This is a genomic window from Flagellimonas allohymeniacidonis, from assembly GCF_004296335.1.
GTDB lineage: Bacteria > Bacteroidota > Bacteroidia > Flavobacteriales > Flavobacteriaceae > Flagellimonas > Flagellimonas allohymeniacidonis.
This window is the reverse complement of sequence record NZ_SGIU01000002.1, coordinates 889,978-916,894: the sequence shown is the minus strand read 5'-3', so window position 1 is coordinate 916,894 and position 26,917 is coordinate 889,978. Positions and strand designations below refer to the sequence as shown.

The 26,917-nt window shown below is 42.2% G+C and carries 27 protein-coding genes; 13 read left to right on the top strand and 14 right to left on the bottom strand.

Annotated features, from left to right (window positions below; all coding sequences use genetic code 11):
• Positions 1-122 precede the first annotated feature (122 nt).
• The 7 genes from trhO (at position 123) to EW142_RS12490 (ending at position 7,514) form a co-directional block, all read left to right on the top strand.
• On the top strand, positions 123-1,154 hold the full coding sequence (trhO, locus tag EW142_RS12520) for an oxygen-dependent tRNA uridine(34) hydroxylase TrhO (protein WP_130614340.1): 1,032 nt from the start codon (positions 123-125) through the stop codon (positions 1,152-1,154).
• A 101-nt stretch (positions 1,155-1,255) separates the two neighbouring features.
• On the top strand, positions 1,256-2,410 hold the full coding sequence (locus EW142_RS12515) for a PSP1 domain-containing protein (RefSeq protein ID WP_130614338.1): 1,155 nt from the start codon (positions 1,256-1,258) through the stop codon (positions 2,408-2,410).
• The gene (locus tag EW142_RS12510) at positions 2,403-2,891 is read left to right on the top strand and encodes a gliding motility lipoprotein GldH (protein WP_130614336.1); all 489 of its coding nucleotides are present in this window, start codon (positions 2,403-2,405) and stop codon (positions 2,889-2,891) included. Before EW142_RS12515 ends, EW142_RS12510 begins: the two co-directional genes overlap by 8 nt.
• A gap of 1 nt (position 2,892) precedes the next feature.
• The gene (locus EW142_RS12505; protein ID WP_130614334.1) at positions 2,893-5,217 is read left to right on the top strand and encodes a penicillin-binding protein 1A; all 2,325 of its coding nucleotides are present in this window, start codon (positions 2,893-2,895) and stop codon (positions 5,215-5,217) included.
• A 102-nt stretch (positions 5,218-5,319) separates the two neighbouring features.
• On the top strand, positions 5,320-6,021 hold the full coding sequence (locus tag EW142_RS12500; protein WP_130614332.1) for a CoA transferase subunit A: 702 nt from the start codon (positions 5,320-5,322) through the stop codon (positions 6,019-6,021).
• 3 nt (positions 6,022-6,024) lie between these two features.
• Entirely contained in the window at positions 6,025-6,678 is a 654-nt protein-coding gene (locus EW142_RS12495) for a CoA transferase subunit B (RefSeq protein ID WP_130614330.1), read from the top strand.
• A gap of 320 nt (positions 6,679-6,998) precedes the next feature.
• Positions 6,999-7,514, top strand: a complete 516-nt coding sequence (locus tag EW142_RS12490) for a GNAT family N-acetyltransferase (protein WP_130614328.1) — start codon at positions 6,999-7,001, stop codon at positions 7,512-7,514.
• Here EW142_RS12490 and EW142_RS12485 read toward each other — a convergent pair.
• Positions 7,503-7,823 carry a hypothetical protein gene (locus EW142_RS12485; RefSeq protein WP_130614326.1) on the bottom strand — a complete coding sequence of 107 codons (321 nt, stop codon included), beginning with the start codon at positions 7,821-7,823 and terminating at the stop codon, positions 7,503-7,505. The genes EW142_RS12490 and EW142_RS12485 overlap by 12 nt on opposite strands.
• A gap of 128 nt (positions 7,824-7,951) precedes the next feature.
• On the opposite strand from EW142_RS12485, the gene EW142_RS12480 reads away from it, so the two are divergent.
• Positions 7,952-8,659 (top strand): helix-turn-helix domain-containing protein, encoded by a 708-nt coding sequence (locus tag EW142_RS12480; protein ID WP_130614324.1) that lies wholly within the window; start codon positions 7,952-7,954, stop codon positions 8,657-8,659.
• Here the strand turns inward: EW142_RS12480 and EW142_RS12475 are convergent.
• Positions 8,643-9,122 (bottom strand): very short patch repair endonuclease, encoded by a 480-nt coding sequence (locus EW142_RS12475; RefSeq protein ID WP_130614322.1) that lies wholly within the window; start codon positions 9,120-9,122, stop codon positions 8,643-8,645. The genes EW142_RS12480 and EW142_RS12475 overlap by 17 nt on opposite strands.
• Before the next feature lie 115 nt (positions 9,123-9,237).
• On the opposite strand from EW142_RS12475, the gene EW142_RS12470 reads away from it, so the two are divergent.
• Complete coding sequence (locus EW142_RS12470; protein ID WP_130614320.1) at positions 9,238-10,167, top strand: AraC family transcriptional regulator; 930 nt, start codon at positions 9,238-9,240, stop codon at positions 10,165-10,167.
• A gap of 51 nt (positions 10,168-10,218) precedes the next feature.
• Here EW142_RS12470 and EW142_RS12465 read toward each other — a convergent pair whose 3' ends face one another.
• From EW142_RS12465 to EW142_RS12445, 5 genes are all read right to left on the bottom strand, one after another.
• Positions 10,219-10,965 (bottom strand): succinate dehydrogenase/fumarate reductase iron-sulfur subunit, encoded by a 747-nt coding sequence (locus EW142_RS12465; RefSeq protein WP_130614318.1) that lies wholly within the window; start codon positions 10,963-10,965, stop codon positions 10,219-10,221.
• Between the two features lie 7 nt (positions 10,966-10,972).
• Complete coding sequence (locus tag EW142_RS12460) at positions 10,973-12,976, bottom strand: fumarate reductase/succinate dehydrogenase flavoprotein subunit (RefSeq protein ID WP_130614316.1); 2,004 nt, start codon at positions 12,974-12,976, stop codon at positions 10,973-10,975.
• 2 nt (positions 12,977-12,978) lie between these two features.
• Positions 12,979-13,647, bottom strand: coding sequence for a succinate dehydrogenase cytochrome b subunit (locus EW142_RS12455; protein ID WP_130614314.1), 669 nt, complete (start codon positions 13,645-13,647; stop codon positions 12,979-12,981).
• Positions 13,648-13,864: 217 nt separating this feature from the next.
• Positions 13,865-14,473, bottom strand: coding sequence for a hypothetical protein (locus EW142_RS16810; RefSeq protein ID WP_205783271.1), 609 nt, complete (start codon positions 14,471-14,473; stop codon positions 13,865-13,867).
• An 81-nt stretch (positions 14,474-14,554) separates the two neighbouring features.
• Positions 14,555-16,132: a helix-turn-helix domain-containing protein gene (locus EW142_RS12445; protein ID WP_165395275.1), complete on the bottom strand. Its 1,578-nt coding sequence runs from the start codon at positions 16,130-16,132 to the stop codon at positions 14,555-14,557.
• A 297-nt stretch (positions 16,133-16,429) separates the two neighbouring features.
• On the opposite strand from EW142_RS12445, the gene EW142_RS12440 reads away from it, so the two are divergent.
• Positions 16,430-17,320 carry a RimK family alpha-L-glutamate ligase gene (locus EW142_RS12440; RefSeq protein WP_130614310.1) on the top strand — a complete coding sequence of 297 codons (891 nt, stop codon included), beginning with the start codon at positions 16,430-16,432 and terminating at the stop codon, positions 17,318-17,320.
• Positions 17,298-18,257, top strand: coding sequence for a succinylglutamate desuccinylase/aspartoacylase family protein (locus tag EW142_RS12435; RefSeq protein ID WP_130614308.1), 960 nt, complete (start codon positions 17,298-17,300; stop codon positions 18,255-18,257). Before EW142_RS12440 ends, EW142_RS12435 begins: the two co-directional genes overlap by 23 nt.
• Here EW142_RS12435 and EW142_RS12430 read toward each other — a convergent pair.
• The 7 genes from EW142_RS12430 to EW142_RS12400 all read right to left on the bottom strand — a co-directional run bounded on the left by EW142_RS12430 (position 18,237) and on the right by EW142_RS12400 (position 25,354).
• A complete protein-coding gene (locus EW142_RS12430; protein ID WP_130614306.1) occupies positions 18,237-18,695 on the bottom strand; it encodes a hypothetical protein in 459 nt (152 codons plus the stop codon). The genes EW142_RS12435 and EW142_RS12430 overlap by 21 nt on opposite strands.
• A gap of 129 nt (positions 18,696-18,824) precedes the next feature.
• Positions 18,825-19,214: a DUF2721 domain-containing protein gene (locus EW142_RS12425; RefSeq protein WP_130614305.1), complete on the bottom strand. Its 390-nt coding sequence runs from the start codon at positions 19,212-19,214 to the stop codon at positions 18,825-18,827.
• A gap of 27 nt (positions 19,215-19,241) precedes the next feature.
• Entirely contained in the window at positions 19,242-20,213 is a 972-nt protein-coding gene (locus tag EW142_RS12420; protein WP_205783269.1) for a zinc-binding alcohol dehydrogenase family protein, read from the bottom strand.
• Between the two features lie 7 nt (positions 20,214-20,220).
• Positions 20,221-20,706, bottom strand: a complete 486-nt coding sequence (locus EW142_RS12415; RefSeq protein WP_130614303.1) for a YybH family protein — start codon at positions 20,704-20,706, stop codon at positions 20,221-20,223.
• Between the two features lie 28 nt (positions 20,707-20,734).
• Positions 20,735-21,730 carry an MBL fold metallo-hydrolase gene (locus tag EW142_RS12410; RefSeq protein WP_165395274.1) on the bottom strand — a complete coding sequence of 332 codons (996 nt, stop codon included), beginning with the start codon at positions 21,728-21,730 and terminating at the stop codon, positions 20,735-20,737.
• 98 nt (positions 21,731-21,828) lie between these two features.
• Positions 21,829-22,410 carry a Crp/Fnr family transcriptional regulator gene (locus tag EW142_RS12405; RefSeq protein ID WP_130614299.1) on the bottom strand — a complete coding sequence of 194 codons (582 nt, stop codon included), beginning with the start codon at positions 22,408-22,410 and terminating at the stop codon, positions 21,829-21,831.
• A gap of 100 nt (positions 22,411-22,510) precedes the next feature.
• Positions 22,511-25,354, bottom strand: a complete 2,844-nt coding sequence (locus EW142_RS12400) for a beta propeller repeat protein (protein ID WP_130614297.1) — start codon at positions 25,352-25,354, stop codon at positions 22,511-22,513.
• Positions 25,355-25,442: 88 nt separating this feature from the next.
• Here EW142_RS12400 and EW142_RS12395 point away from each other — a divergent pair, with 88 nt between their 5' ends.
• Both EW142_RS12395 and EW142_RS12390 read left to right on the top strand, forming a co-directional pair.
• Entirely contained in the window at positions 25,443-26,735 is a 1,293-nt protein-coding gene (locus EW142_RS12395; protein WP_130614295.1) for an aminopeptidase P family protein, read from the top strand.
• Positions 26,732-26,911, top strand: coding sequence for a hypothetical protein (locus tag EW142_RS12390; RefSeq protein ID WP_130614293.1), 180 nt, complete (start codon positions 26,732-26,734; stop codon positions 26,909-26,911). Before EW142_RS12395 ends, EW142_RS12390 begins: the two co-directional genes overlap by 4 nt.
• Positions 26,912-26,917 lie beyond the last annotated feature (6 nt).

Genomic DNA, 26,917 nt, shown 5'->3' with positions numbered 1-26,917 from the left:
ATTGCGCTATGAAAAGAAATCATGTGGTTGAAAAGACTCTCTAAATTATAGGGAGTCTTTTTCTTTTTACCTTTGCCATTACTTTTTAGAAATCCATTCTTTAACTTAAGCATTGGTATAGCATGCAACTGTACAATACATTAAGTGCGAAAGAGAGGGAGAAACTTATTGAGGAGGCCGGCAAAGACCGGCTTACCATCTCTTTCTACAAGTACGCACACATCGGGAACCCCAAGATTTTTCGAAACCATCTTTTTGTCCATTGGAATCAACTAGACGTCCTTGGCCGTATTTACGTGGCCAACGAAGGCATTAATGCCCAACTTTCGGTTCCTGCGGAAAACTTTGACAGTTTTAAGGCCCATTTGGATAGCATCACCTTTTTAGAAAACGTACGACTGAACATTGCTATTGAACAAGACAACAAGTCGTTTCTCAAACTCAAGGTCAAAGTGCGGCATAAAATTGTGGCCGACGGATTGAATGACGACACCTTTGATGTGACCAACAAAGGAATTCATGTTGGGGCGAAAGAATTCAATGAGCTAATTGAGGACCCTGAAACCGTTTTGGTGGACATGAGAAATCACTATGAAAGTGAAATCGGCCATTTTGAAAATGCCATCACCCCAGATGTGGATACCTTCCGGGACTCATTGGACATTATTGAAAAAGACCTTGCCGAGCACAAGGAGGACAAAAAATTGGTAATGTATTGCACAGGAGGAATCCGTTGTGAGAAGGCCAGTGCCTATTACAAGCACAAGGGGTTCAAGAATGTCTACCAATTGGAAGGAGGCATCATCGAATACACAAGACAGGTAAAAGATCAGGAACTTGAGAATAAGTTTAAAGGGAAAAACTTTGTTTTCGACCATAGACGGGGTGAGCGTATATCGGAAGAAGTAATTGCCAACTGCCATCAATGTGGAAAACCTTGCGATACACATGTGAACTGCGCCAACGAAGCCTGCCATTTGCTTTTCATTCAATGTGAAGAATGTGCCAAGGCCATGGACGATTGTTGTTCGGATGAATGTAAGGAAATCCACGCCCTGCCTTTTGAGGAACAAAAACGCTTGAGAAAGGGAAAAGTGGACAGCAACAAGATTTTCAAAAAAGGCCGTTCGCCGGTGCTAAAGTTCAAAAAGTAGGATTTCCCTGCTGCAGCAATTTGTGCTATATTTACATCTAATAATTTTATGAACCCTATTTAAGGAGGGCCAATAGTTCTCTTTAAATCAAGATATTAAATATGGCGTGTAGCAGTTGTTCAACCGGTAAGGATGGACAGCCGCGTGGTTGCAAGAACAATGGTACTTGTGGCACAGATGGTTGTAACAAGCTTACAGTTTTTGATTGGCTTGCCAATATGTCGCTTCCCAACGGACAAAAACCTTTTGACTGTGTTGAGGTGCGATTTAAGAATAGCAGAAAAGAATTCTTCAGAAATGTCGACGGCCTCTCTTTGGGGATTGGTGATGTAGTTGCCACTCAGGCAAAATCCGGACATGATGTCGGCATCGTTACCCTTATTGGTGAACTCGTTCGGGTGCAGATGAAAAAGAAGAAGGTCGACCCCGTTGACAAAAACCTCCCAAAAGTTTATCGTAAGGCCTCCCAAAGGGATATCGATATCTGGCAAAAATGCCGTAACAAAGAAGAGGAAATCAAAAAGAGATCCAGGGAAATCGCAATTTCCCTAAAGCTTCAAATGAAATTGAGCGATGTCGAGTTTCAGGGTGATGGGTCAAAAGCAACTTTCTATTACACCGCAGAAGACCGAGTAGACTTTAGGCAGTTGATCAAGGATATGGCCAAAGCTTTCGGAATTCGAATCGAGATGAGACAGATTGGGTATCGCCAGGAAGCACAGCGCCTTGGAGGAATCGGTTCTTGTGGTCGTGAGCTTTGCTGCTCCACATGGCTTACCGATTTCAGGTCCGTAAGTACTGCATCGGCCAGATATCAACAACTCGCGTTGAACCCTCAAAAGTTGGCGGGACAATGTGGCAAACTCAAATGTTGTTTGAATTATGAGCTGGATATGTATTTGGAAGCACTGAAAAACTTTCCTCCTCAAGAAAGTAAACTACAGACTAAAAAGGGGATTGCCTTCTGTCAAAAATCGGACATCTTCAAAGAAACCCTCTGGTATTCCTACAAAGATGACCCTGCCACTTGGCATGCACTAAAAAAGGACCAGGTATTGGAGATTTTGGAGCTGAACAAAAACAATACAAGAATAGCTAGTTTGGAAGAATATGCACAAGAAAACATGGACGACGAAAAAATGGTCTTTGAAAATGTTGTGGGGCAGGATAGCTTAACTCGTTTTGATAGACCTAAGAAAAATAGAAGGAAAAAGAAGAAAAGAAACAGCAAACCCAAAGCATCTTCCAATGGCTAGGCGATTTCTTGGTATCATTCTAATGGCATGGGTTTTAATATCATGTGAGCAGAATTTGGTTTATTCTGATTTTCGTGCCATACAAGACGGGGAATGGGCCACAAGCACCCCAATTAATTTTGAATTCTCTGAACTGGATTCGGTACAGCCCCATCATATGTTTATACATGTGAGAAATAACAATGCCTACGAGTACAGCAACCTTTTCCTGATTACAGAATTGGAATTTCCTGACGGAAATACTACCAAGGATACCCTTGAATATGCCATGGCCAGACCGAACGGGGAATGGCTAGGAAAGGGACTTGGAAGTATAAAAGAGAATAAACTATGGTATAAGGAAAACATCGTTTTTAATAATTCTGGCGTATATAAGGTTAGTGTCACACATGCAATGCGGAGAAATGGGGATGTTGAAGGGTTGAGCATTTTAGATGGAGTTACGGATGTAGGTTTGCAAATTGAAAAAATCACCCAGTAAAATGGCAAAGGCTAAGCAAAATCAACAAAAAGGTTTTTGGAAATATATCAAATGGTTCTGGATTCTATTTGGCTCCGGGATTTTCTTGGTAATACTGGTTTTCCTCTTGGCGTCTTGGGGAGTTTTCGGAACCATGCCCACTTTTGAACACCTGGAGAACCCAAATACCAATTTGGCCACTGAAATCATTTCCTCAGACAATCAAACCTTGGGAAAGTTTTATCTGGACGATAACCGGACTCCAGTGGCTTACAAGGAACTTCCTGAAAACTTGGTCCACGCCCTTGTTTCTACCGAGGATGCCAGATATTATGAGCATTCTGGAATTGATGCCCGGGGAACGATAAGAGCCTTGGCTTTTTTAGGAACACGGGGAGGAGCAAGTACAATTTCGCAGCAGTTGTCCAAATTATTGTTTACAAAAAAACCTTCTGGAGGTTTCGGTCGAATCATTCAAAAAGTAAAAGAGTGGGTAATAGCCATTCGCTTGGAGCGGCAATATACCAAAGAAGAAATTGTACAGATGTACCTCAACCTGTACGACTTTAATTATAACGCTGATGGAATTCGCTCAGCGGCGCGCATTTACTTTGGCAAAGAACCCATAGAATTAAAAACGGAAGAGTCGGCAGTTCTGGTGGGGATGCTCAAAAATTCTTCTCTCTACAACCCCATTCGTAGGGAAGAACTTGTTCTCAACCGCAGAAATACGGTTTTGGGGCAAATGGCCAAATACGGATATCTCACGGAAACTGAAAAGGATTCCTTGCAACAACTCGAGATGGACATCAATTTTAATCCGGAATCGCATCGTGAGGGTTTGGCAACGTATTTTAGAATGTATTTGCAGCGCTTCCTCAATAGGTGGATTGAGGAAAACCCCAAACCCGATGGAGAGAAGTATAATATTTATCTCGATGGGTTAAAGGTGTACACTACGGTTGACGCAAGAATGCAGAAGAACGCCGAAGATGCAGTTCAAGAACATATGAAAAGACTGCAAACAGAGTTCTTCCACCAAAATACGCCCGATAGGAACCCCACAGCTCCCTTTTTAGAATTGGAAACCTTTGAAATAGACAATATCATGGAGCGGGCGATGAAGGTTTCAGCCCGTTGGAAGGCTATGAAGCGACAGGGCGTTTCCGAAAATGAAATAAGGGCTTCCTTTAGAAAGGAAACCGAGATGACCGTTTTTGATTGGAATAGCAATTCTTTTGAAAAAGATACGGTGATGACTCCTTTGGATTCCATCCGGTACTACAAAACATTTTTGCGAACAGCGATGATGTCCATGGAACCCCAAACAGGTCACGTTAAAGCCTGGGTGGGAGGAGTTGATTATAAACATTTTCAGTATGACAACGTAATTCAAGGGGCGCGGCAAGCCGGGTCTACCTTTAAACCGTTTGTTTATGCAGCAGCCATCGATCAATTGCGGTATTCCCCTTGTGATTCCCTTCCAGACAATCAGTATTGTATCGAACCACTAAAGCATGGTAACCCGGAAGCATGGTGTCCGAAAAACTCAGATGGAAAATATTCGGGCGAAAACCTTACCCTAAAAAGGGCGTTGGCCAATTCCATCAATACAATTACGGCACAGTTAATCGATAAGGTAGGGCCTGGCTCTGTTGTAAACATTGCAAAAAATATGGGTCTCACTAGAGAGATTCCGGAAGTGCCCTCCATTGCTTTGGGAACACCGGACTTTAATGTTTATGAAATGGTGGGCGCATACGGCACATTTGCCAATCAGGGAGTTTATGTAAAACCCGTGATGGTTACCCGTATTGAAGATAAAAACGGCACAGTACTTTACGAGTACACCCCAGAGACCAAAGATGTTTTGAGCAAGGATGTGGCCTATGCGATGGTAAATCTAATGGAAGGAGTCACACAGTTCGGATCGGGTGGCAGGCTACGCCATTCATTCGCAAAGAACCAGACCGTGTACAAGGAAATCATTACCGGATACCCCTATGAACTCACCAATCCTATTGCTGGTAAAACAGGAACAACCCAAAACCAAAGTGATGGCTGGTTTATGGGTATGGTCCCCAATTTAGTGACTGGTGTTTGGGTCGGAGGTGAAGATAGAGCCGCTCATTTCGCGAGCCTTACCTACGGACAAGGCGCATCCATGGCATTGCCTATTTGGGCCTTGTACATGAAAAAGAATTATGAGAACGAGGAATTGGGCGTATCCCAAGGGGCATTTGAAGAGCCGGAGAATATGTCCATTAATGTAGATTGTACCAAAATATTAAAAGAAATTCAAGACGATTTGGACACCGAAGACGATTTGGACGACCTCGGATTTTGATTTAGAACATTACATAAAAAATAGTAGCCCTAGGATGATAAATTATCTTGGGGCTTTTTCATTTAAGTCGTATTTTGAGGAACTTACGAAATCGATTGAATTATGATTAAAAAAACGGTTTCCGGTGTAGAAGAAGCCCTCATTGGAGTTGAAAATGGAATGACCTTTATGCTCGGAGGATTTGGGCTAAGTGGAATTCCTGAAAAGGCAATAGCCCATCTGGTTAAACTTGGAGTTAACGATATCACCTGTATCTCTAACAATGCCGGGGTAGATGATTTCGGTTTGGGTCTTCTACTTCAGAACAAGCAAATAAAGAAAATGATATCCTCCTATGTCGGGGAAAACGATGAATTTGAGCGACAGATGCTGAGCGGGGAATTGGACGTTGAACTAACCCCTCAAGGTACACTGGCAGAAAAGTGTAGGGCGGCCCAAGCTGGTTTCCCCGCTTTTTATACCCCAGCAGGGTACGGAACCGAAGTGGCCGAAGGGAAAGAAACCCGTGAATTTGATGGGAAGATGTACGTGTTGGAGCCTGCCTTTAAGGCCGATTTTTCCTTTGTAAAAGCTTGGAAAGGGGATGAAGCTGGCAACCTCATATTCAAGGGCACTGCACGAAACTTTAACCCTTGCATGTGTGGGGCGGCAAAAATCACCGTGGCCGAGGTTGAAGAACTACTGCCGGCTGGAAGTTTGGACCCCAACGAAATTCATATTCCTGGAATATTTGTGCAGCGTATTTTCCAAGGAGAGAATTATGAAAAACGAATTGAACAACGAACCGTTAGACAAAGAGCATAAGGCATGTTGGATAAAAATGGAATAGCAAAACGGATCGCCAAGGAAGTAAAGGACGGTTACTACGTTAATCTCGGTATCGGAATTCCAACATTGGTGGCAAATTTTGTTCGGGAAGATATCAGTGTTGAATTTCAGAGCGAGAATGGCGTTTTGGGTATGGGTCCTTTCCCATTTGAGGGGGAAGAAGACCCAGATATCATCAACGCGGGCAAGCAGACCATAACCACCCTGCCAGGCGCCTCTTTTTTCGACTCTGCCATGAGTTTTTCAATGATTCGTGGGCAGCATGTGGATTTGACCATATTGGGAGCCATGGAGGTGGCTGAAAATGGAGATATTGCCAATTGGAAAATACCCGGTAAGATGGTGAAAGGAATGGGAGGAGCCATGGATCTTGTCGCCTCGGCGGAAAATATCATCGTTGCCATGATGCACACCAATAAGGCCGGAAAGTCCAAATTGCTCAAAAAATGTACCCTACCACTAACAGGTGTTGGCTGTGTAAAAAAAATAGTCACCAATCTGGCAGTTTTGGAGATTACCGGAGAGGGCTTTAAGCTTTTGGAAAGGGCCCCGGGAGTTTCGGTAGATGAAATAGTGAAGGCGACAGAAGGAAAACTAAAAGTTGAGGGGGAAATCCCGGAAATGAAGCTTTAAAACAACCTACATACGGTACACCACAGAAATCGTAAAATTCGCAACAAACATTTTATTATTAAATAATCTAAAAATATCTTTGAAATTGTTGATTTTTTCGACAAATTGTAACCCTTAATCTTTTACCATGGCATCCAAACTTAACACCACAGCTACTGACGACAGTATGCAAGTCTACAGAAACGATTTTCTAACCGGCGTAATGCTTTTGATCAGAAAATTGTTCATGCTTTAATATATCTTTCTTCAAGAAAAGATAAAGTGGAGCCGGCAAGATGTGTCAGGCTCTTTTTTTTTGCCCTATTTTGCCTTAAAAAAGGATGAACCTCCGTCTTCGTAAATGTTTATTATCGGATTTGGATTCCCTTGTCCAAATTTCAAAAGAGACCTTTGTTGCTGCCTTTGAGAAGGATAACAATCCCAAAGACTTTTGGGATTACGTCAATTCAGCCTTCAGTAGGGAAGCCATTAAAGCTCAACTCAGCAACGAGCACTCCGAATTTTATTTTGTGTTTGAGGCCGACAATCTCGTCGGGTATTTTAAATTGAATACCACAGACGCCCAGACAGAATTTCAAGACCAGCATACCATGGAACTGGAGCGCATCTATGTGAAAGCTCAATTTCAAGGAAGCCAAGTCGGTTCTTGGATGCTACAGCAAGCCATTCAAATGGCAAGAGATGCGCAAAAGCAGTATCTATGGCTCGGCGTTTGGGAACATAATCCTAAGGCCATTCGCTTTTATCAAAGAAATGGCTTCACAAAGTTTGGTACACACCCTTACTTCGTTGGCTCAGATAAACAAACCGATTGGCTCCTCCGTTTAGAGCTTTAAAAACTCGTTTAAATAAATCATATCTGCCTCGGACTGGATTTTGGAAGCGATTGAGTTTTCAAAAGCGGCATGTATCAACAGGGAAATTGCCTTGGCATTGATTTTCGTGAGACTGTTCGTTCGATAGACCACATCTCTGATTGTGGAATAACTCACCTTGCTCTGGATCGAAACATTGGCGTAGTCGTTTTTGGTTGCATTTCTTCGAAGCACCGAGGATAACCTTTCGTTGATGGGCTTGCCATATTCTTCTTTGGCAAACATGGTCTCGCTATTAACGACCGGGCCCAATTCATTGAGTATATTCATGGAATCTGGGGGAATTAAACAATATTATTACTTATTTTCTATATTTGTTGTAATTGGATTACAGATATATTATTCAAAAATTCATGAATAATGATATGCGTAATAATCCTACACAATATAGTGATTAAATGTACATAATAAAACAATTAAGGCGTAAAAAAAACATAAGTCAAACTGATTTAGGCAAAGAAATTGGCGTTAGCCTGCGTACTATACAGCTTTACGAAAAGAAGGATGCCAACATTCCCATTAAAAATCTTTCGAAAATTGCTGCATTTTTCGACATGACCATCGCCGAACTTTACATGCAAGAGGTAAATGAAAGCGAAGGAACCTATGCAAAACAGAAACCATTTTCCCATTTTGGCAACATTTGTTACACCTTAGATCACGGAAAATTTCTGGTTCGCGCTCCGCTGTATTTTTTGGAGGATCAAAAAGAATATGCTGAGAAATTGGCTGATAATTCTCAAAAGGACAGAAAGATCAGTGCTGGATTTGTCGTTGATTCCTTAGAGGATGGAAACCACAAAGCCTTTGAAATTGCTGGGGATTCCATGGATGATGGCAGTATTGAGGCTATCCCGAACAAGGCCATTGTTCTTGGTTTGAAATACAATAAAAACAAGTTAGTTCGGCAAGAAGACATCAAAAAGAGTGATGCCTGGATATTGGTCCTTAAAAATCGAATAATCTGTAAAAGTATTACAGGAATCGATGCTACAAAGACCAAAATTCAATGCCATAACCTGAATACCTCGCCAGAGTACACCGATTTTGAAATTGCTTTGGATGATTTGCAAGAAATCTACTTGGTGATCAAAAGGCAGTTCTGATCCGCTCAAGGTGACTCAATACTTTATCTAAACAACCTTCCAGGTCTTTTTTCACCTCACTTTCCCAAAAACGAAACACCGTATAGCCCAAAACTTTTAGCTGTACATTCACCTCCTCATCCCGCTGCATATTGCGCTCAATCTTTGGAATCCAAAACTCCCGATTGCTTTTTATTTTCTGTTTTCTCTCTACCCAATTATGGCCGTGCCAAAACTCACCGTCAATAAAAATTACGGTTCTGTATTTCTTTAGGGCAACATCAGGTTTTCCAATAAGTTTTTTGTAATCCACTCGGTAGCGATAGCCAGCTTTCCATAGCGCCTTGCGAAAGGCAAGCTCAGGTTTTGTGTTCTTGCCTCGAATCTTGCCCATGATCTTGGAACGTTCTGGTGTGGTATAAAACCCTGCCGCTTCATTAAAACGTGGCACTTTAATACGTTCCTTGGGGTATTTATCAGACATACACTAAAGGTAGTGAAACACCAATTATATATTAATATTCCAAACGCTTAACCAATCTTGCTATATTTTGGTTTTCATTTTGGAGAACGTCTGAAACTGATAATTTTGATGTTTTATGAGTCAGAACAAAAACGAACAGCAACTCCTATACATCAAAAAAATCAACAAGGTTGTCGCCTACATTTACCATCACTTGGATGACGACCTTTCCTTAAAAAAACTTGCCGATGTGGCCTGTTTTTCTCCCTTTCATTTTCACCGTATTTTTTCTGCACTTATAGGCGAAACACCTAATCAATATATCTCAAGACGCCGCATTGAAAAAATTGCTAACGCACTTCTATTGGGCGATGGCCCTGAATCATTGACGGTTCTCGCCCACCAATATGGATTCAAAAGCATTCATTCCTTTTCACGGGCATTTAAAAACTTCTACGGAATGAGCGCTTCTGAATTTCAGAAAAGAGGGAGATTTGAATTTAGCAAGATTGGTAAAACGGAAAGCAAGAATGGAGAACATCAAATTTCCTTTGAAAAATACTTTTACACCATTGAAAATCTTAAAAACTGGTTAACAATGAGAACAGAAGTAAAAGTTAAGGAAATGCCCAAATTACAGATGGTGGATATCCGACATCGGGGACCATACCCAAAAATCGGGGAAGCCTTTCAAAAGTTAATGGGATGGGCCGGTCCAAGAGGCCTCTTGAATTTTCCAAAAACGAAGATGGTCGCTATCTATTATGACAGTCCAAGGATTACGGACGAGAACAAAATGGAGTCCAGCGCCTGTGTCACCATTGAGGAAGATGTTGAGGTAAACGGCGAGGTAGGCAAAGTGACTATCCCCAAAGGAAAGTTTGCCGTGGGCAGTTTCAAACTGAAATATGATGAGTTTGAAAAAGCTTGGAACAGCATGTCACTATGGGTGCCGGAGCATGGCTTTGAACTACGTGATGGACATTACCATGAGATTTATCACAATGATGGTACGCAAGACCCTGAAGGGTTGTTCATTGTGGATATTTGCATACCTATCCAATAAAAAAGGCCAACCCTAGGGTTGGCCTTACTGTTTATTTATGTGGCTTGAATTTTAGCCTTTGGTCGTAGCCGAAAGATATTCTCGATTCATTCTGGCGATGTTTTCCAAAGAAATTCCTTTGGGGCATTCCACTTCACAAGCTCCTGTATTGGTGCAATTCCCAAAACCTTCCAAATCCATTTGGCGCACCATGTTCTGAACACGCTCGGCAGCTTCTACCCGTCCTTGCGGTAAAAGTGCAAATTGGGAAACCTTGGCAGAAGTAAACAACATGGCGCTTGCATTTTTACAAGCGGCCACACAGGCACCACAACCTATGCAGGTGGCAGCGTTGAACGACTGGTCAGCCATATCCTTTTCAATGGGAATGGCGTTTGCATCCACAGGTCTTCCCGAGGTATTTACAGAAATATAGCCCCCAGCTTGTTGGATACGCTCAAAAGCCGAGCGATCCACAATAAGATCTTTGATCACCGGAAAAGCGGTGGCCCTCCAGGGCTCTATTACAATTTCATCCCCATCGTTAAAGCTTCGCATGTGCAATTGACAAACGGTGATTAAACTATCGGGCCCATGTGGGCGTCCGTTGATCATCAAGGAACAAGTCCCGCAAATACCTTCACGGCAATCGTGGTCAAATTCCACGGGTTCCTCTCCTTTAGAGATCAACTCTTCATTGAGAATGTCCAACATTTCCAAAAAAGACATATCACTTTCCACGCCGTTTAGGGTATAATCGACCATGGCTCCTTTGGAATTCGCGTCTTTTTGACGCCATATTTTCAAATATAATTTCATAGCAATATTATTTATAGGAACGTGTCTTAACTTCTATATTTTCATAATTCAGGTCTTCCTTATGCAACTTCGATGCGCTAGGGTCACCAACATATTCCCAAGCTGAGACAAACGTAAAGTTCTCATCATCTCGCAAGGCCTCACCTTCTTCTGTTTGATATTCTTCCCTAAAGTGCCCACCGCATGACTCGTTGCGTTCCAAGGCATCTTTGGCAAAAAGTTCTCCAAGCTCCAAGAAGTCGGCAACGCGACCGGCCTTCTCCAGTTCTTGGTTTTTGGAGTCTGGAGTTCCAGTTATCTTGACATTTTCCCAGAAATCCTTCCGTAACTCTGCAATTTCCTTAATGGCCTCTTTTAGCTCTTTGGCGTTTCGAGACATACCACATTTGTTCCACATGATCTTGCCAAGTTTCTTGTGGTAGTAATCCACGGAGTGGATGCCTCGACCTGACATTAATTTTTCAATACGATCACGAACGGCAACCTCTGCCTGCTCAAACTCTGGAGAATCTGTGGAAATAGGTCCGGTTCGAATATCATCCGAAAGATAATCACCGATGGTGTAGGGAAGTACAAAATACCCATCCGCAAGACCCTGCATCAAAGCTGAAGCACCCAATCGATTTGCTCCATGGTCGCTAAAATTGGCTTCTCCAGCGGCATAACAACCAGGAATAGTAGTCTGAAGATTGTAATCTACCCAAAGTCCGCCCATGGTATAATGCACAGCAGGGTAAATCATCATCGGAGTTTTATAAGGATTTTCATCTACGATTTTCTCATACATCTGAAACAGGTTGCCATACTTGGCCTCAACGATTTCCTCTCCGAGTTGTCGAATGGTATTATCATCGGGGTCTTTAAGCCCGGAAGTCAAAGCCTTTTCTCTTCCATAACGCATGATGGCTGCTGAAAAATCCAGAAAAACGGCCTCCCCGGTCTTGTTGACACCAAACCCGGCATCACATCGCTCTTTGGCCGCTCGGGACGCTACATCTCGTGGAACCAAGTTACCGAACGCAGGATAACGTCTTTCTAAATAGTAATCTCTTTCTTCCTCACCTAATTGGGTCGGTTTCAACTTACCTTCCCGAATCGCCTTGGCATCTTCCAATCGTTTAGGTACCCAAATGCGTCCATCATTCCGAAGGGATTCGGACATTAAGGTCAATTTGGATTGGTGGTCTCCAGAAACAGGAATACAGGTAGGGTGGATTTGGGTAAAGCATGGGTTTGCAAAGTATGCTCCCTTTTTATGGGCTTTCCAGGCTGCCATTACATTGGCCCCCATACAGTAGGTAGAGAGGAAAAACAAGTTTCCATACCCTCCTGTGGCCAAAACCACGGCATGGGCCGAATGTCTTTCAATTTCACCTGAGATCAAATCCCTTGCAATAATACCTCGTGCTTTGCCATCGACCAAGACCAGGTCCAACATCTCATGTCGTGTATACGATTTGATCTTTCCTCTTTGGATCTGACGGTTCATAGCCGCGTATGCTCCTAAGAGCAATTGCTGACCGGTTTGCCCTTTGGCGTAAAATGTTCTTGAGACCAAAACTCCTCCAAAGGAACGATTGTCCAATAAGCCTCCATATTCCCGGGCAAAAGGAACCCCTTGCGCGACACATTGATCAATGATATTGGTAGATACCTCAGCCAATCGATAAACGTTGGCTTCACGGGAACGGTAATCCCCACCTTTGATGGTATCATAGAAAAGACGGTAAACACTGTCCCCATCGCCCTGATAGTTTTTTGCGGCGTTCACGCCACCTTGGGCGGCTATGGAGTGGGCCCTTCTTGGAGAATCTTGATAGCAAAAGGTTTTTACGTTATATCCTAATTCGGCAAGCGTTGCTGCTGCCGAACCACCGGCAAGCCCTGTTCCAACAACAATGATGTCAATGTTTCTTTTGTTGGCTGGGTTTACCAGGTCGATTTCATTTTTATGCTTGGTCCATTTGTCCGCTAAGGGACCAGAGGGAACTTTGGAATCCAATACGGCCATAGTTAATGTGTTATTGGGTTAAGGTGGTGGTAAATGGCAATGAAAGCAAATGCCAACGGCACGACCACCGCAAAAAGTTGTGTGAATGTTTTGATGCCCTTACTGTATTTGTTGTTGACACCCATGGTCTGAAATGAAGAAGCAAAGCCATGCCATAAATGCAGGGCCAAGAGTACAAAGGCGACCACATAAATTAGGGTTCTCCACATAGGAGCAAATTTTTCGACAGTCTCCGCATAGTAGCGTGTAGGGTCTTCGGGTAATATCTCAATGTATTTGTAGGTCATCTCATGAACCCAAAAATCATAAAAGTGAAGTCCTAAAAAAGCCAAAACCACTAAGCCGGAGTAAATCATGTTTCTAGATACCCAAGGCGCATTGGCACTCCCTTTGAATTTTACGTAACGGACGCTTCGCGCTTTTTTATTTTGAATTTCCAAAACGAAGCCCATAACGAAGTGCACAATCACCCCGATAATCAAAATAGGTTGCATCAAATATTGAACTAAGGGGTTGTATCCCATAAAATGGGAAGCTTCGTTAAAAAAGTCGGGAGAGATGACGGATGCCAAATTGATGGTGACATGCAACACCAAAAATATGACCAAAAAAAGACCCGAAAGTGCCATCACTACTTTTCGGGCAATCGAAGATTTTATCAATCCACTCATTCGTGCTGGTTTTACCATCAAATTTACGGCACGGTGGAGTTTTTAACAAACTTAGGAAGCGGCAAGACACCTTATTTAGACCGATTATAGGAAAGTGCAAGAAATTGTTGAAGTAGTGTCTATGAAAATCGATTTCGAAGTAACTCGATCTATACAAAATGTATAATGCAAAAGGACCCTCAAAGAGGGCCCTAAACAACCAAAAGAGCTGCTTGCATTATTCTGGAATGGCAAACATATCGATAAGCTGTTGATAACTGAGCTTGGAAAAATCTATGTAAGACTTTGAAACGGGATCTGTGGCAGGTTGCCCTCCAGGAATCAGTACATACCTAAATTCAGCAAAAAAAGGACTTCCGACAGGATCTCCCTCTTCGTTTGCAGCCACAACTATATCCAGTTGGGTAGCCTGTTCGACCCTGAAGTAGTACGACTGTTGCCTAGCGGCTCCGAAAACCATCGGAAGGGGAAAGACGTCAGTATCATCAGTAATGGGAGCTGGAAAAGACCTGCCATACACCAGAACAACACCCTCGTTTAAAATGGCTTCCGTTAAATCTGGCGCATCAATACTAAACGAGGAACTGGTTGCGATGATGTTGGCGTCAAATTCTGAATCGATCCAGCCCGAAAAGATTACGTTGGCGGTACCGGGATCTCCCTGTTCGCCTTGCGGGCCTTGATCACCTTGGGCCCCTTGAGGTCCGGCCGGCCCTGCAGGTCCTGCTGGCCCCGTTTCTCCATCTTCTGTGGAGCAAGAAACAAAAAGGAGTGCTCCCAAAACAAATACGGTAATAATGCTTAATAAACTTCTTCTAGATTGCATAATAAAATTATTAATGAATTCAAGGGCAAACCTAGAACTGATGAGAAGTTTTAAAGTCCAGTATTTTCCACTTTCGAAAAATCAGGACACCATTAAGTAACGCTGTCGATATTCTGAAGGGGTTTCTCCTGTTTGTTTTTTGAAAGCGTTATAAAATGCAGACTTGGAATTGAACCCGGCCTCAAGGCCAATGGCCAGAATGGTGTAGTTTCCAAACTCAGGATTAATGAGCATCTTTTTTGAGGCGTTCACCCGATATACATTTACAAATTCGGAAAAGTTAATACCGCCCAACTGATTGATTATTTGGGAAAGGTAACCCGGGCTTATGTTGAGGTGCTCACTGGAAATCTGTAGACTCAGGTTGGGGTCAAGATATTTTTTTTGACCTTCCAACCAGCTTACAAATTGCTTGTAATAACAGTTGTCGTCGGTTAAAGATATCCCGGTATTCTTTTTAATTTGATAGAGTTTGGTCGCTGTTAATTTGGCGATCAATTGAAATACCAAAAGATGCTTTTCGGTAAAAAAACCTTTCATTGAGTTTTCAGAATCCAACACGCCAACAAGATTATTTTCATGAATAATGGGGACGGTCAACTCTGACTTTGCACTTCTAACGTCAAAAAGATATCTGCTATCTTGGCTTATATCATTCACTATTTCCCATTGCAGGTTTTGGGCAACGCTTCCCACAATGCCCTTTCCTAATGGAATTTCAATGGGACTTACAATTTTTTTGCCTCCCATATCCTTATCCCCAAATGCCGCTTTTTGGACAAGCATGTTGGATTTTTTATCATGAAGGTAGATTACACAATCCTCTAATTTCAATTTGGAGATGCAGTTTTTTACGATATCCCAAAGCACGTCCGACTCTGTATTCTTGTCGAACAAAGAGGTGGCAAAATAGCCCAGTATCTCGGTAACCTGATGTCGACTTTCCTGTATGGCAGAGAGCTCTGTTTCAGAAAAAATCTTTTGTAGACCCGAAATTTGAAAGTTTTCATTTACAGAACGTAACGTTGCCTTTTCAGTAGTCTTTTTGTCCTCTACTTGCTTAATATGTTTTGACCCCCAAATCAAGCATCCGACATAATAGCCAATAAACAACAACCAAAGCGGATAATACGGGCCATGGCCAGAAACATTTTCATCAATTTTCAAATAGAGGATTACCAACACCCACAGAAAGCAGAGCACTGTCATAATCACAAAGATCTTTTTTAACCAAGCCGTTTTCTTTATTACGAGTTGATAAGGAAAACCTCCTAATTCGTTCTCATATCTTCTTATCACTCGATAGTTCCAAAGTGCCGCAAATAAAGAAAAGGCCAAGGCACTATTTTCATCCAACTCGGCTCCAATCCATGCTGCCATTCCCTTGGATATCCAAGCATAGTCCAAAAAAACATTCACTTTCAACAAAGTGTAGAGAACAAGAAAGATTCCAAAGGGCAACAAAAAAAGGAATCGATATTTTTTAAAGAAGCCGAAACGATCAACATAAGAATAGGTAAATGCTACAAAAAGTACAGGGCACAGGAACTGAAACGGCAGGTAGAAAAGCAGCAAAATTGGGAAACTCTTTGTTAGGCCAATATCAATCAATATGACCTGAAGAATAACAAGATTGGATAGTAGAATGAACCAAAGCATAAGCCTGGCCGATTTGCCTAAGTTTTTGGATGCAAGTTTTACTGTACAGAACAACGCTAAAGTGAAGGTTGCAGTTAGAATTAGGGAATTAAAGAGGTTCCAAGACATAGCCAAATTCTTTAGGGATGGGGTTAACAACTTAAAAATAAGTGGATGGGCAAGTATTTGAAATTAGTTTTTCCCAAGTGGTACTTAAAACTGTATGAATCGACGAAATGCATCCCGTAACGGTGCGGAGAATTGGACGGTTTATTTTTTTACCCGATATTGGAGAAGCCTAGTAACCATACCTCCACCATGGACATTGCCATACTTTCTGTAGGTTTAAATGTACACTCCACCCGACGCATTTTGGAGGAAGCACAAAACGCCGGTCATTATGTGGAATTGATTGATCACACCAAATGTTCTGTGAAACTGGGAGACGGAAGACCTCAGATTTATTTAGGAGAGGATAATGTTACCAATGAGTTTGACGCCATTATTCCTCGAATAGGCGCTAAAGTTACCCGGCACGGAGCGGCCATTGTGAAACAATTTGAAATGAATGATGTTTTCAGCACAGCTCGCTCTTTAGGAATTACACGTGCCAGAAACAAAGTGCGCACATTGCAGATCATGGCGAGAAAGGGTATTCCCATTCCACAAACTGTTTTTTCGATAAACCCTGATGACATTGAAGATCAAATTAAGTTGTTGGGAGGCCCCCCGGTCATTATCAAACTGCAAGAGGGAACGCACGGTTTAGGCGTTATTCTTGCGGAAAGCAAAAAATCGGCGAAGTCGATTATCGACACCTTTTACAAAATGGACACCAGCATTTTGCTTCAAGAGTATATTGAGGAGGCTAATGGGGAGGACATCCGACTTATTGTGGTGGGCAATAAAGTGGTGGCCAGCATGAAACGTAAAAGCGGGTTGGATGATTTCCGGTCCAATATCCATAGGGGTGCTGATACCGAAGCAATAAAACCCACAGGCAAAGAGCAATTCATTGCATTGAATGCGACAAAGTATTTGGGCCTTGGGGTGGCCGGAGTTGATTTGATACGTTCAAAAAAAGGACCTCTTTTAATTGAGGTTAACGCCTCTCCGGGACTAAAAGGAATAGAAGCGGCTAGCAACGTCAATGTCGCCAAACACATTATACAGTTTGTGGAAAGAAATGGCTTCAGAAAAAGAAAATAAGGTCATCACCATAAATGGTGACGCGGTTGCGCCCGGTGAAAATCGTCAGGTTAAGATCAACATTGCACGATTACCTACAGGAACCTTAATTGATATTCCGATCCATGTTTTCAATGCAAAAAAACCAGGACCATCTATCTTGGTTCAGGCAGGGCTTCACGGAGATGAAATCAATGGCGTGGAAACCCTGAGACGAATGCTGCAGAACGATTTGTTCAAGATAAAACGGGGAGCTGTCATTGTCGTTCCGATTTTGAATATTTTTGGCTTCATACATTTTTCAAGGGATGTACCTGATGGCAAAGATGTCAATCGGAGTTTTCCGGGAACTCGTAGGGGATCATTGGCGAGCCGGATTGCCTATAACTACACCTCAGAAATTCTTCCACAAATCGATTTTGGCATCGACCTTCATACAGGAGGTTCGCAAAGACATAATTTTCCACAAATACGATATACGGCCGCTGATGAACGCAGCAAAATTTTGGCAGAAGCATTCAACGCCCCTTTTTGTTTTGCATCCAGGTTAATAGGGGGTTCTTTTAGAAAAACCACTTTTAAATTAGGAATTCCCACGATAGTTTATGAGGCAGGGGAGAGCATGCGGTTTAATGAAGAGGCCATTGTAAAAGGTATTCAAGGAATATCCAACGTATTGGTTGTGCACAAAATGTTGTCCAAAGAAAATGGCTTTCGAAAAGAAAAATCCATCCATTTTGAGTCAACACGATGGATTAGGGCTTCGAGAGCCGGCATGTTTATTCCTTCAGCAGTAAATGGAAAACGAGTTTCAAAAGGGGAAGAACTAGGAGTAATCACAGATACGTACGCTAAAAAGAGCAAAAGCATCAAAGCACCCTATGAAGGGTATATATTTAGTATCAATAATCAAGCTGTGGTGAATCAGGGGGATGCCCTATTTCGAATCGGAAAGTAAAGCGTCGTTGGCCGATTCTTTTTTCTTCTGTTCCTCAACTTGGGCCAAGCTCCATGTAATAGCGGTTTCCAAATCGGAGAACTGCCGAATGTTGTTCCTAAAGAACATTCGCTCAAGAATCAGACTGGCGAAACTACCTTGCGTGTTGCCCACGACCGAATAAAAAGCAAGCTGGTGCCTATTAAAATAAAATTTTCTCCAATCTGTGGGAACAACGGAATAGTTATTGACTCTATTTGATATGTAAGCAATGGGATTCTCCCTACCAATAATTTCATAGGCGGCATCAACAGCTTTGGTGGCCATTTCCCAACCAAAAAGAACACCTTCGTTGATTTCAGAGATTACCAGATTTTCAAAGAAATAGAATACACCGAACTCATACTCCCGTATTTCCCTGATGTTTTTAAAAAAACCTGTCTCTTTTACCCGTTGCATAGCAGAAGAATCACTTAAACTCGCTTAAATCAATTTATTGGGATACCAAAAGTAACAAATCTTAGGTCTCAAAGCATGAAACCCTACAACTTGTTGATAAAACTCTGGGATTATTCCATTAAAGTAGGATTACTCTTCCATATTTTTCAGTTGAATCCCTAAGGCTTTGGTGGAAAGCTGGACTTCAATAAGGGAAAGCACCAATGAGATCATTAAAAAAACCAAACTGATGCCGAAAATAATGTTGGCCCAAACGTTCAGTTCCACATAGATCAAAAACATGGTTATGGCCGACAGCAAAAAGCTAATAATAGCACTGGCCTGCATGTTTTTAATAATGCCCAATCGCTTTCGAAGCGAATCAATTTGTCGTTTTAGGGGAGAATCTGCAGTCTCGTTGAACTGCTTGTGCAATTGCCTGATCAAAGCGGCAATGGCCAAATAGCGCGCATTATAGGCCAACATGGTCAACGAGATGGCTGGAAACAACAGGGCAGGGATGCTTAGGTTCAGTTGCATCAATACTTTTTCTAAAAATACATATTTCTAGATTTCGACCACCAACTTTCCCTTTGCTAAGTTTTGCTCCATGTATTCATGGGCTTCAACAATATTATCCAACGTAAAAATTGAATCGATGTTCAATCTTACAGAGCCCTCCTCAACTTTTGAAATAAAGCTCTGCAATAATTCCTTTGACAAATTTTTGGATTCACCCATATAAACGGTCAATCGGCCTAAGGATGGAATGTCACCCATAGGAGTGAAAGCTTTCATGGTCCATTCGCTTCCGAGTATTCCCGTCATACAGACCATGCCTTTGGTCGTGATACATTGAAGGGAATCTTTCAACGTTTGAGTTCCCACCAATTCCAAAACCTTCGAGACGCCCTCAGGATAAATTTCCCTGACTTGGCTTGAAATGTGCCCATTGTCTATAACCACATGGTCAGCGCCATTCTCCAATAGTACTTTTTCCTTCTCGGGATTTCGAGTGGTTGAGATTACAGTAAGGCCATCGGATTTTGCCAATTGCCATGCTAGCATGCCTATAGAGGATGTGCCCCCACGAATTAACAAAGTTTCGCCCTTTTTTATTTCCAGTGCTTGATATAACGATCCCGAAACAGTTTGGAACATTTCCGGAATAGCTCCCAAAGTACTCCAAGGCAAACAGCTTTCAAAGGGGAAAACAATTTCCAATGGGACCAATGTGTATTCTGCATAGCCTCCATCAAAATTACGCCCCATCTCACCCATAATCGCTGCTACCTGTTGTCCTTTTTCAAAAGTGTTGGAAGGATCGTTCTCTACCAGTCCAACGCACTCAATGCCTTGGATCCTTGGAAAGGTTACACTTGGAGAATGTCCTTGCCTTGTAAACAATTCCGACCTATTCAGACCGAATGCTTTTACCTTTATAAGCACCCAACCCTCCTTTGTGGAGGGAATTGGCACTTTTTGAATTTCAATAACGTTTGGCCCACCTACTTTTGTGGTTACTGCGGCTTTCATCATAACGGTCCTATTGCATTTTGTTGAACATATAGCGATCTATCTTCCAATCCCCATCTTCCTGTTTTAGTACAAAGATTTCTCTGTTTTCTTCTGGAACGGTTTCATTTGTAGCGTGAATGAGCGTAGATCCCTTAGAAGTAGATCGTGCGATTGCGTAACCATTCAAAACTTGAATTTCATCGATAAAGAATTCAATACTCAATTGAATTTGGCTAAAAACAAACTCATAGGCTCCTTTAACCTGATCTGTTCCCACTGCGGTAGGCGCCGCGGATGCCATAAACACACCATTTTGAGTATATAGCGACATTACTTTTTCGACGTCTGAGGTATTCAACGCGTCCCTGTAATCCAGCAATAATTTCTTAATTTTTTGACTTTCTTCCGTTTTCATATCCGTTTTATTTTCAATTTGTTCTTCTTTTTTGTTCGTATTAGTGCCACATCCAGTCAACAGCAGGGATAGACACATGGTTGCCATCATATTTTTCATTGTCTCCAGTTTTTAGATTCGAATAAGTTTAATCGTCCCATCTTACGTAGTTCAACATGGTCGACACATGACTTCTTCCCCACACATCGACACCCGCCAACTTGTTGATCCAGCGTAATTCAATTTCAGCATAGCTGTCATCAATTACCTTGTCCAAGAAAACTTTGAATAGTAGATATTTGTTGTCCCACCCTACTTTTTCGGCCGCTGCTGACATTACCGCCATTGCATTGGTGTTTTGATGTATACGGGTTACCGTGCTATGAACATCATCCACATAAGCCTTTGTAATTTCTACGTCCTTTCTTGTCCCCAGAGAAGTTAAATGACCACCAACGAATACATCAAAATCGTATGCTAGAATTTGATCAAAGACTTGTAGGTATTCGTGGATGTTATTGCTTAAATCCAAATTTTTGAAAGGAACATAATCAGGTGCCAATACATCAATGACCATCAAAAACTGTTGTTCAGGTATAGAAATGAACAGGTCACCTTCGGGCGAATGGTGGTTCATATGATTGTTCAGGTGGATACGGGTGTTTCCCTTTTTAAGGATGAAAGCGCCCTCAAACGTTTTGTTTGGGATCAACCTTCTTGGGTCGTTTTGCTCCCGTAAAAATGCCTCAGTTCCTGTGAGTGAAATGATTTCCAAGTTCTTAATATTGGAAAGATGTTGTGAACCGCCGATGTGATCAGAATGTCCGTGGCTGTAGATTAAGGTAGTTATAGGTTGATTCGATACCGATTTAACAGCTTCCTGAATTTTTGCTCCGAAGCTTTCAGGAGAGTCTATAAGCACCACACCCTGAGTGGTAACTACTGCTACGGATTGCCATATACCATCGGTAAGAACGTAGATATTTGGTTTTACCTTTTGTATCGCGTATCCTTTGGTTATATCGAAATTGATGGAACGTTCAAGGGTTTTGGGAAGTACTTTTTTATAGTCTTCCAACTGCTTTTGACCCACTATGCTTTGTAGGCCTAAAACTGCTATTAAAATTAAGATTGAATTTCTCATGATCGTACTTTTTGTTACGAGCAAAGTTCGACCGATCATAAGGACTTAGGCTTTGACCTTTTTCAAGAAAGAATCTTAAACTAGTTTAAGGTAAGGCGTTATTTTCGAAGTTGCTGGCTTCGGATTCTGCTCAGAAATTCTGGGGTGATACCAATGTAGGAAGCAATTTGCGTATTGGAAAGTCGATGTTGAAGATGGGGGAAATCGGAAACAAAACTATTGTAACGCTCTTCTGCAGTGGTGCTGATGGTCTGTAACAGTCGATTTTGTAGTTCGATAAATTGGTTTTCCAGGATTACTCGAAAATTTCTATCGAACTTGGGATAATTGGTGTAGAAGAACAATAGATCGGGCTTAGCGATTTGAACAATGGTCGAGGCCTCTACGGCCTCCACATGCAGCTGACTCGGTACTTCATCATGAAAACTGCCTATATCAGCAATCCAATCCTCCTCAACCGAAAACATAATGTTATGCTCTTTTCCAGTCTCGTCCACTTTGTACATCTTAAAACAACCTTCGATCACAAAGGTGTAGTGTTTACAAACTTCACCTTCGCTTAAAATAAACTGTCTACGTTTAATCTTACGAATTTTCGAGCGTCTTTCAAGCTCCTCAATTTCCTCTTGGTTGAGAGGTAAATATTTTTTAAAGCTATGTATCAAAGAGGAGAGAGGCATGGTTCTTAAAGATTATGGAAATCCGACAACGTTCCAATAGAGTAGGTAAAGTTCATCTTCATGACTTTCACTTGCCTTTTTTGATTACTTGGGTTATACATTATTCAATCTTAAATTCTATTTTTTCTGCTTGTCGATTGCCAGAAATCTCAATAGAATAACTTCCTTTGGGGAGATAGGTTTTCCCATTCTTGGCTTCCACCAATTTCATCTTGTTCTTCTTTAGAAAGTTGCTTTTCCCTTTTTTAGAGAAAGCAAGATCATAGGATAAAATATTCAAACCCTTATCCCCATCAATGGAAGTTGAGCTTACTTCGGTTCCATCAGAAGATTTCACACTAGCGGAATAGGTTCCGGAAGTTGAAGTATAGAAGTTGACATCCAAACCTGGAGTCTCAGGTTTGGCCCAAGTGCTTCGAGAGCTTCCCCAATTTTTGGAATGCTTGATGTCTTCCACACCAAAGACCACTAAATCTTTATCCATTACCTCAGAAGTCATTTGCTGCAGAGCTAAAATGTCAGCTTTGTAAATGCTTCGTCCATGGGTACCCACTAAAAGGTGTTTGGCTTCCGGTTGAATTACCAAGTCATGCACAGCTACATTAGGCATTCCATTCTGAAATAATTCCCACGATTCTCCCCGATTGAATGAAACGTACAATCCGTTATCGGTTCCCACAAAAAGAAGGTTTTCATTTGACGGGTCTTCGACCAAAGCATTGACAGGAGAGGCAGGAATATTGGCTGCAATATTCTTCCAGGTTTTCCCGAGGTCATCACTCCTATATATATAAGGAGTAAAATCATCCCAGCGATATCCGTTCAAAGTTGCATAAACCCGTTCCTTCTGATGTTGGGATGCCGCAACTTCGCTCACCCACAAATTCTTGGGTAGTGAACTGGAAATGTTTTCCCAACTTCCACCCCCATTTTTAGATATGTGGACCAAGCCGTCATCACTACCCACAAATAACAACCCAAATTTAAAAGGTGATTCTGAAATTGTGGTTAAGGTACCATAGGCGACATTTCCTTTTTTGCCTCCTTGGGTCAAATCACCCGAAATAGCTTCCCAATCATCTCCTTGATTCAGGGAACGGTGTAATTTATTCCCACCCAAATACAGAATATCTTGGTTGTGCTTTGAAAGCAAAATGGGCGTTTGCCAATTGAACCGGTATGGAGATTCCCCAAGTTCGTGCTTGGGTTGGATGTACTTGCGCTTTCCATTTTCCAAATTGAGGCGGTAATAATTGCCAAACTGAAATCCGGTGTAGACTATATTGGAGTTGCGATTGTCGATTTGCACCTGCATACCATCACCACCCATGATCATCTCCCATGGATTTTTACCGGTTTGGTGCCAGCGACTGTCTTCCACATTGGTATGGGCGCCTTTCCAAACTCCATTATCTTGAAGCCCTCCGTATACATGGTAAGGCTTTTCATGATCTATATTGATAGCATAAAATTGACCGACTTTTGGTGAGTTGTTCTTCATCCAGTGTGCCCCATCATCATAAGTAATATTGACCCCGCCATCGTTGCCGTTGATGAGGTGGCCCGATTGTTTCGGATTTATCCAAAGGGCATGATGATCGGCATGCACATTTTCTTTGCTGATGGAAGTGTATGTTTTTCCACCATCTTCCGATTTGATTAAGGGTACCCCCGCCAGATAAATACGATTTTTGTTATTGGGGTCTACCCGAATCTGGGCAAAATAATATCCGTAGCTATAAAAAAGGTCATTGATGTAGTCCTGATTCATTTTTTGCCAAGTGGCCCCAGCATCATCACTTCGATATACCTCAGCACCGATAACTGGAGTGTCAAAAAGCAGGGAATTGGCATTTTCCAAATATTTGGCCAAGTCAACAGGCTGAATAGCACCACTACGAACCATCTGTTTGACGTTTTCGGCACGATACTTTTCCTGAAACCCATTGGTCTTTAAATAATCGTTCAGTTGTTTATCATCCAAAGCCAAAAAAGAAGCCCTGTCCATGGATTTGAAATCTTCCTTGGTCAATTCGTCCTTTTTTTCCTTTTCTTTTTTCTCTCTTCGGAATTGACTATCATGAACGGCATAAACCGTTGAATCATCAAAAACTGCCAATCCAATTCTGCCCACACCCTCTCCCGTTGGGAAGCCACTTTCAGGAGTTGAAATGAGTTTCCAAGAGTTTCCACCATCGGTACTTTTGTAGATGCCCGAACCGGAACCATTTCCGGTAAAATTCCAAGCCTTTCTATCTTTCTGCCATGCTGCTGCATATTGGATATTGAAGTTGTTTGGGGCATGGGCCACGTCAATGATTCCTGTGGCATTGTTGACAAACAGGGTTCTTTGCCATGTATTTCCACCATCCAAAGTTTTGTAAATCCCGCGTTCTTCATTTGGGGAATATAGGTGGCCGGTCACTCCAACTACAACTTCATTCGGATTGTTGGGGTTGATTACAATTCGGCCTATGTGATGGGAATCAGGCAAGCCCATGTTTTGCCATGTTTTTCCTTTGTCCGGAGATTTTAGCATTCCAATTCCGGCATAGGAGGAACGGGATGAGTTGTTCTCACCAGTTCCCACCCAAATGGTTCCATTGGTCCAGTCCACGGCAATGTCTCCAATATTCTGGGTGTCCGAATTGTCCAAAATAGGAGTAAAGGAAATCCCATTGTTTTGGGTATGCCATAATCCACCTGAGGCGTAGGCCACATAAAATTCGGTGGGATTGTCAGGGTTGACATCCAAGTCCACCACGCGTCCACTCATGACTGAAGGACCTATGTTTTTTATAGGGATGTTCTTCACCAAGGAGGTCTGGCCCATATTAGATTTTTCTTCCAAAGCAGACATAACCTTATCGCCTTGTGTGGCCGATTGTTGGGCTATTGAAATTTGAAAAAGCAGAAAGAAGATAGAAAGAGCGAGGAATCTCATTTAGTCAGTTTTTGGTTTGGAGATGGAAGGTATGAATTTGTCTTCGGTATCGCAATTGGCTACATTTGGAGAAATCGATTTTTGCATCATGAAGTACCTATCCATAAGCAACGAGCTCTTCATTAAAAACCGGAAGAAGTTTATGGCTCAAATGAGGCCCAAAAGTATTGCTGTTTTCAACTCCAATGATATTTATCCCATAAGTGCCGATAGCACTATGCCCTTTCAACAGCACCGCGATATTTTTTATTTGAGCGGGGCGGATCAGGAAGAAACCATCTTGTTGCTTTTTCCGGATGCCATGGACGAAAAACACAAAGAAATTCTATTTGTTCGGGAGACCAATGCACACATTGCGGTTTGGGAAGGAGCCAAGTTGACCAAGGAACAAGCCACAAAGGTTTCCGGGATCAAAACCGTGTATTGGTTAACGGATTTTGACAAGGTCTTTTTTGACTTAATGACCGAGGCCGATACGATTTACTTCAACACTAATGAGCACTACCGTCAGGCGGTAGAGACCCAAACCCGCGAGGATCGGTTTATCGCGAAATGCAAAAAAGACTTTCCAGCACACAACTGGGCCAAGAGCAATCCTATTTTACAAGAGATTCGCGGCGTAAAAGAACCTGAGGAAATCGAATTGATGCAACGGGCCTGTGAAATTACCGAAAAGGGCTTCCGAAGAATTTTGGAATTCACAAAACCGGGAGTATGGGAATTTGAAATGGAAGCTGAATACCTGAGCGAATTTATAAGAAATCGGTCCAAAGGATTTGCCTACACTCCTATTATCGCTTCGGGCAATAGTGCCAATGTACTTCACTACATCGAGAACAATCAGCAAGTACAGGACGGGGACCTGATTTTGATGGATGTTGGTGCCGAATATGCCAATTACTCCAGTGATATGACACGGACTATTCCAGCCAATGGAAAGTTCACGGACCGACAAAAAGAAGTCTACAATGCAGTGCTGCGTGTTAAAAATGAAGCCACCCAAATGTTGGTGCCAGGAACGCTTTGGGCCGAATACCACAAGGAGGTGGGCAAGATCATGACATCCGAACTATTGGGCCTTGGTCTGTTGGACAAGGCCGATGTGCAAAATGAGGACAAAAACTGGCTGGCCTATAAAAAGTACTTCATGCATGGCACCAGCCACCATATTGGATTGGACACCCATGATTACGGAGCTTTAAAAACCCCCATGAAACCCAATATGGTATTTACGGTTGAACCGGGAATTTACATTCCCGATGAAGGGATGGGGATACGCATTGAGGACGATGTGGTGATTCAAGAAAATGGAGAGCCTTTTAACTTGATGCGTAGTATACCCATTGAGGTGGAAGAAATTGAAGAATTGATGAATCGATGAAAAATTTACTTCTCATTTTCTGGCAACAGCCCGACATTGAAAAGAAGATGGAAGAGGCCCCAGACAGCGCCTACGAAATAGGAGTGGTGATTGGTAGTTACTTGCCTTTTGTCCTTTTGGTTGGTATTGCCTATGCCATTTATTATTACAATAAAAAGAGGAGGGGTTCTAAGTAAGGGCAA

What these genes read in the sequence shown, in the direction of transcription:
- trhO (WP_130614340.1), top strand. Translation starts at nt 123, where the DNA reads ATGCAACTGTACAATACATTAAGTGCGAAAGAGAGGGAGAAACTTATT.
- EW142_RS12515 (WP_130614338.1), top strand. Translation starts at nt 1,256, where the DNA reads ATGGCGTGTAGCAGTTGTTCAACCGGTAAGGATGGACAGCCGCGTGGT.
- EW142_RS12510 (WP_130614336.1), top strand. Translation starts at nt 2,403, where the DNA reads ATGGCTAGGCGATTTCTTGGTATCATTCTAATGGCATGGGTTTTAATA.
- EW142_RS12505 (WP_130614334.1), top strand. Translation starts at nt 2,893, where the DNA reads ATGGCAAAGGCTAAGCAAAATCAACAAAAAGGTTTTTGGAAATATATC.
- EW142_RS12500 (WP_130614332.1), top strand. Translation starts at nt 5,320, where the DNA reads ATGATTAAAAAAACGGTTTCCGGTGTAGAAGAAGCCCTCATTGGAGTT.
- EW142_RS12495 (WP_130614330.1), top strand. Translation starts at nt 6,025, where the DNA reads ATGTTGGATAAAAATGGAATAGCAAAACGGATCGCCAAGGAAGTAAAG.
- EW142_RS12490 (WP_130614328.1), top strand. Translation starts at nt 6,999, where the DNA reads ATGAACCTCCGTCTTCGTAAATGTTTATTATCGGATTTGGATTCCCTT.
- EW142_RS12485 (WP_130614326.1), bottom strand. Translation starts at nt 7,823, where the DNA reads ATGAATATACTCAATGAATTGGGCCCGGTCGTTAATAGCGAGACCATG.
- EW142_RS12480 (WP_130614324.1), top strand. Translation starts at nt 7,952, where the DNA reads ATGTACATAATAAAACAATTAAGGCGTAAAAAAAACATAAGTCAAACT.
- EW142_RS12475 (WP_130614322.1), bottom strand. Translation starts at nt 9,122, where the DNA reads ATGTCTGATAAATACCCCAAGGAACGTATTAAAGTGCCACGTTTTAAT.
- EW142_RS12470 (WP_130614320.1), top strand. Translation starts at nt 9,238, where the DNA reads ATGAGTCAGAACAAAAACGAACAGCAACTCCTATACATCAAAAAAATC.
- EW142_RS12465 (WP_130614318.1), bottom strand. Translation starts at nt 10,965, where the DNA reads ATGAAATTATATTTGAAAATATGGCGTCAAAAAGACGCGAATTCCAAA.
- EW142_RS12460 (WP_130614316.1), bottom strand. Translation starts at nt 12,976, where the DNA reads ATGGCCGTATTGGATTCCAAAGTTCCCTCTGGTCCCTTAGCGGACAAA.
- EW142_RS12455 (WP_130614314.1), bottom strand. Translation starts at nt 13,647, where the DNA reads ATGAGTGGATTGATAAAATCTTCGATTGCCCGAAAAGTAGTGATGGCA.
- EW142_RS16810 (WP_205783271.1), bottom strand. Translation starts at nt 14,473, where the DNA reads ATGCAATCTAGAAGAAGTTTATTAAGCATTATTACCGTATTTGTTTTG.
- EW142_RS12445 (WP_165395275.1), bottom strand. Translation starts at nt 16,132, where the DNA reads ATGCTTTGGTTCATTCTACTATCCAATCTTGTTATTCTTCAGGTCATA.
- EW142_RS12440 (WP_130614310.1), top strand. Translation starts at nt 16,430, where the DNA reads ATGGACATTGCCATACTTTCTGTAGGTTTAAATGTACACTCCACCCGA.
- EW142_RS12435 (WP_130614308.1), top strand. Translation starts at nt 17,298, where the DNA reads ATGGCTTCAGAAAAAGAAAATAAGGTCATCACCATAAATGGTGACGCG.
- EW142_RS12430 (WP_130614306.1), bottom strand. Translation starts at nt 18,695, where the DNA reads ATGCAACGGGTAAAAGAGACAGGTTTTTTTAAAAACATCAGGGAAATA.
- EW142_RS12425 (WP_130614305.1), bottom strand. Translation starts at nt 19,214, where the DNA reads ATGCAACTGAACCTAAGCATCCCTGCCCTGTTGTTTCCAGCCATCTCG.
- EW142_RS12420 (WP_205783269.1), bottom strand. Translation starts at nt 20,213, where the DNA reads ATGATGAAAGCCGCAGTAACCACAAAAGTAGGTGGGCCAAACGTTATT.
- EW142_RS12415 (WP_130614303.1), bottom strand. Translation starts at nt 20,706, where the DNA reads ATGAAAAATATGATGGCAACCATGTGTCTATCCCTGCTGTTGACTGGA.
- EW142_RS12410 (WP_165395274.1), bottom strand. Translation starts at nt 21,730, where the DNA reads ATGAGAAATTCAATCTTAATTTTAATAGCAGTTTTAGGCCTACAAAGC.
- EW142_RS12405 (WP_130614299.1), bottom strand. Translation starts at nt 22,410, where the DNA reads ATGCCTCTCTCCTCTTTGATACATAGCTTTAAAAAATATTTACCTCTC.
- EW142_RS12400 (WP_130614297.1), bottom strand. Translation starts at nt 25,354, where the DNA reads ATGAGATTCCTCGCTCTTTCTATCTTCTTTCTGCTTTTTCAAATTTCA.
- EW142_RS12395 (WP_130614295.1), top strand. Translation starts at nt 25,443, where the DNA reads ATGAAGTACCTATCCATAAGCAACGAGCTCTTCATTAAAAACCGGAAG.
- EW142_RS12390 (WP_130614293.1), top strand. Translation starts at nt 26,732, where the DNA reads ATGAAAAATTTACTTCTCATTTTCTGGCAACAGCCCGACATTGAAAAG.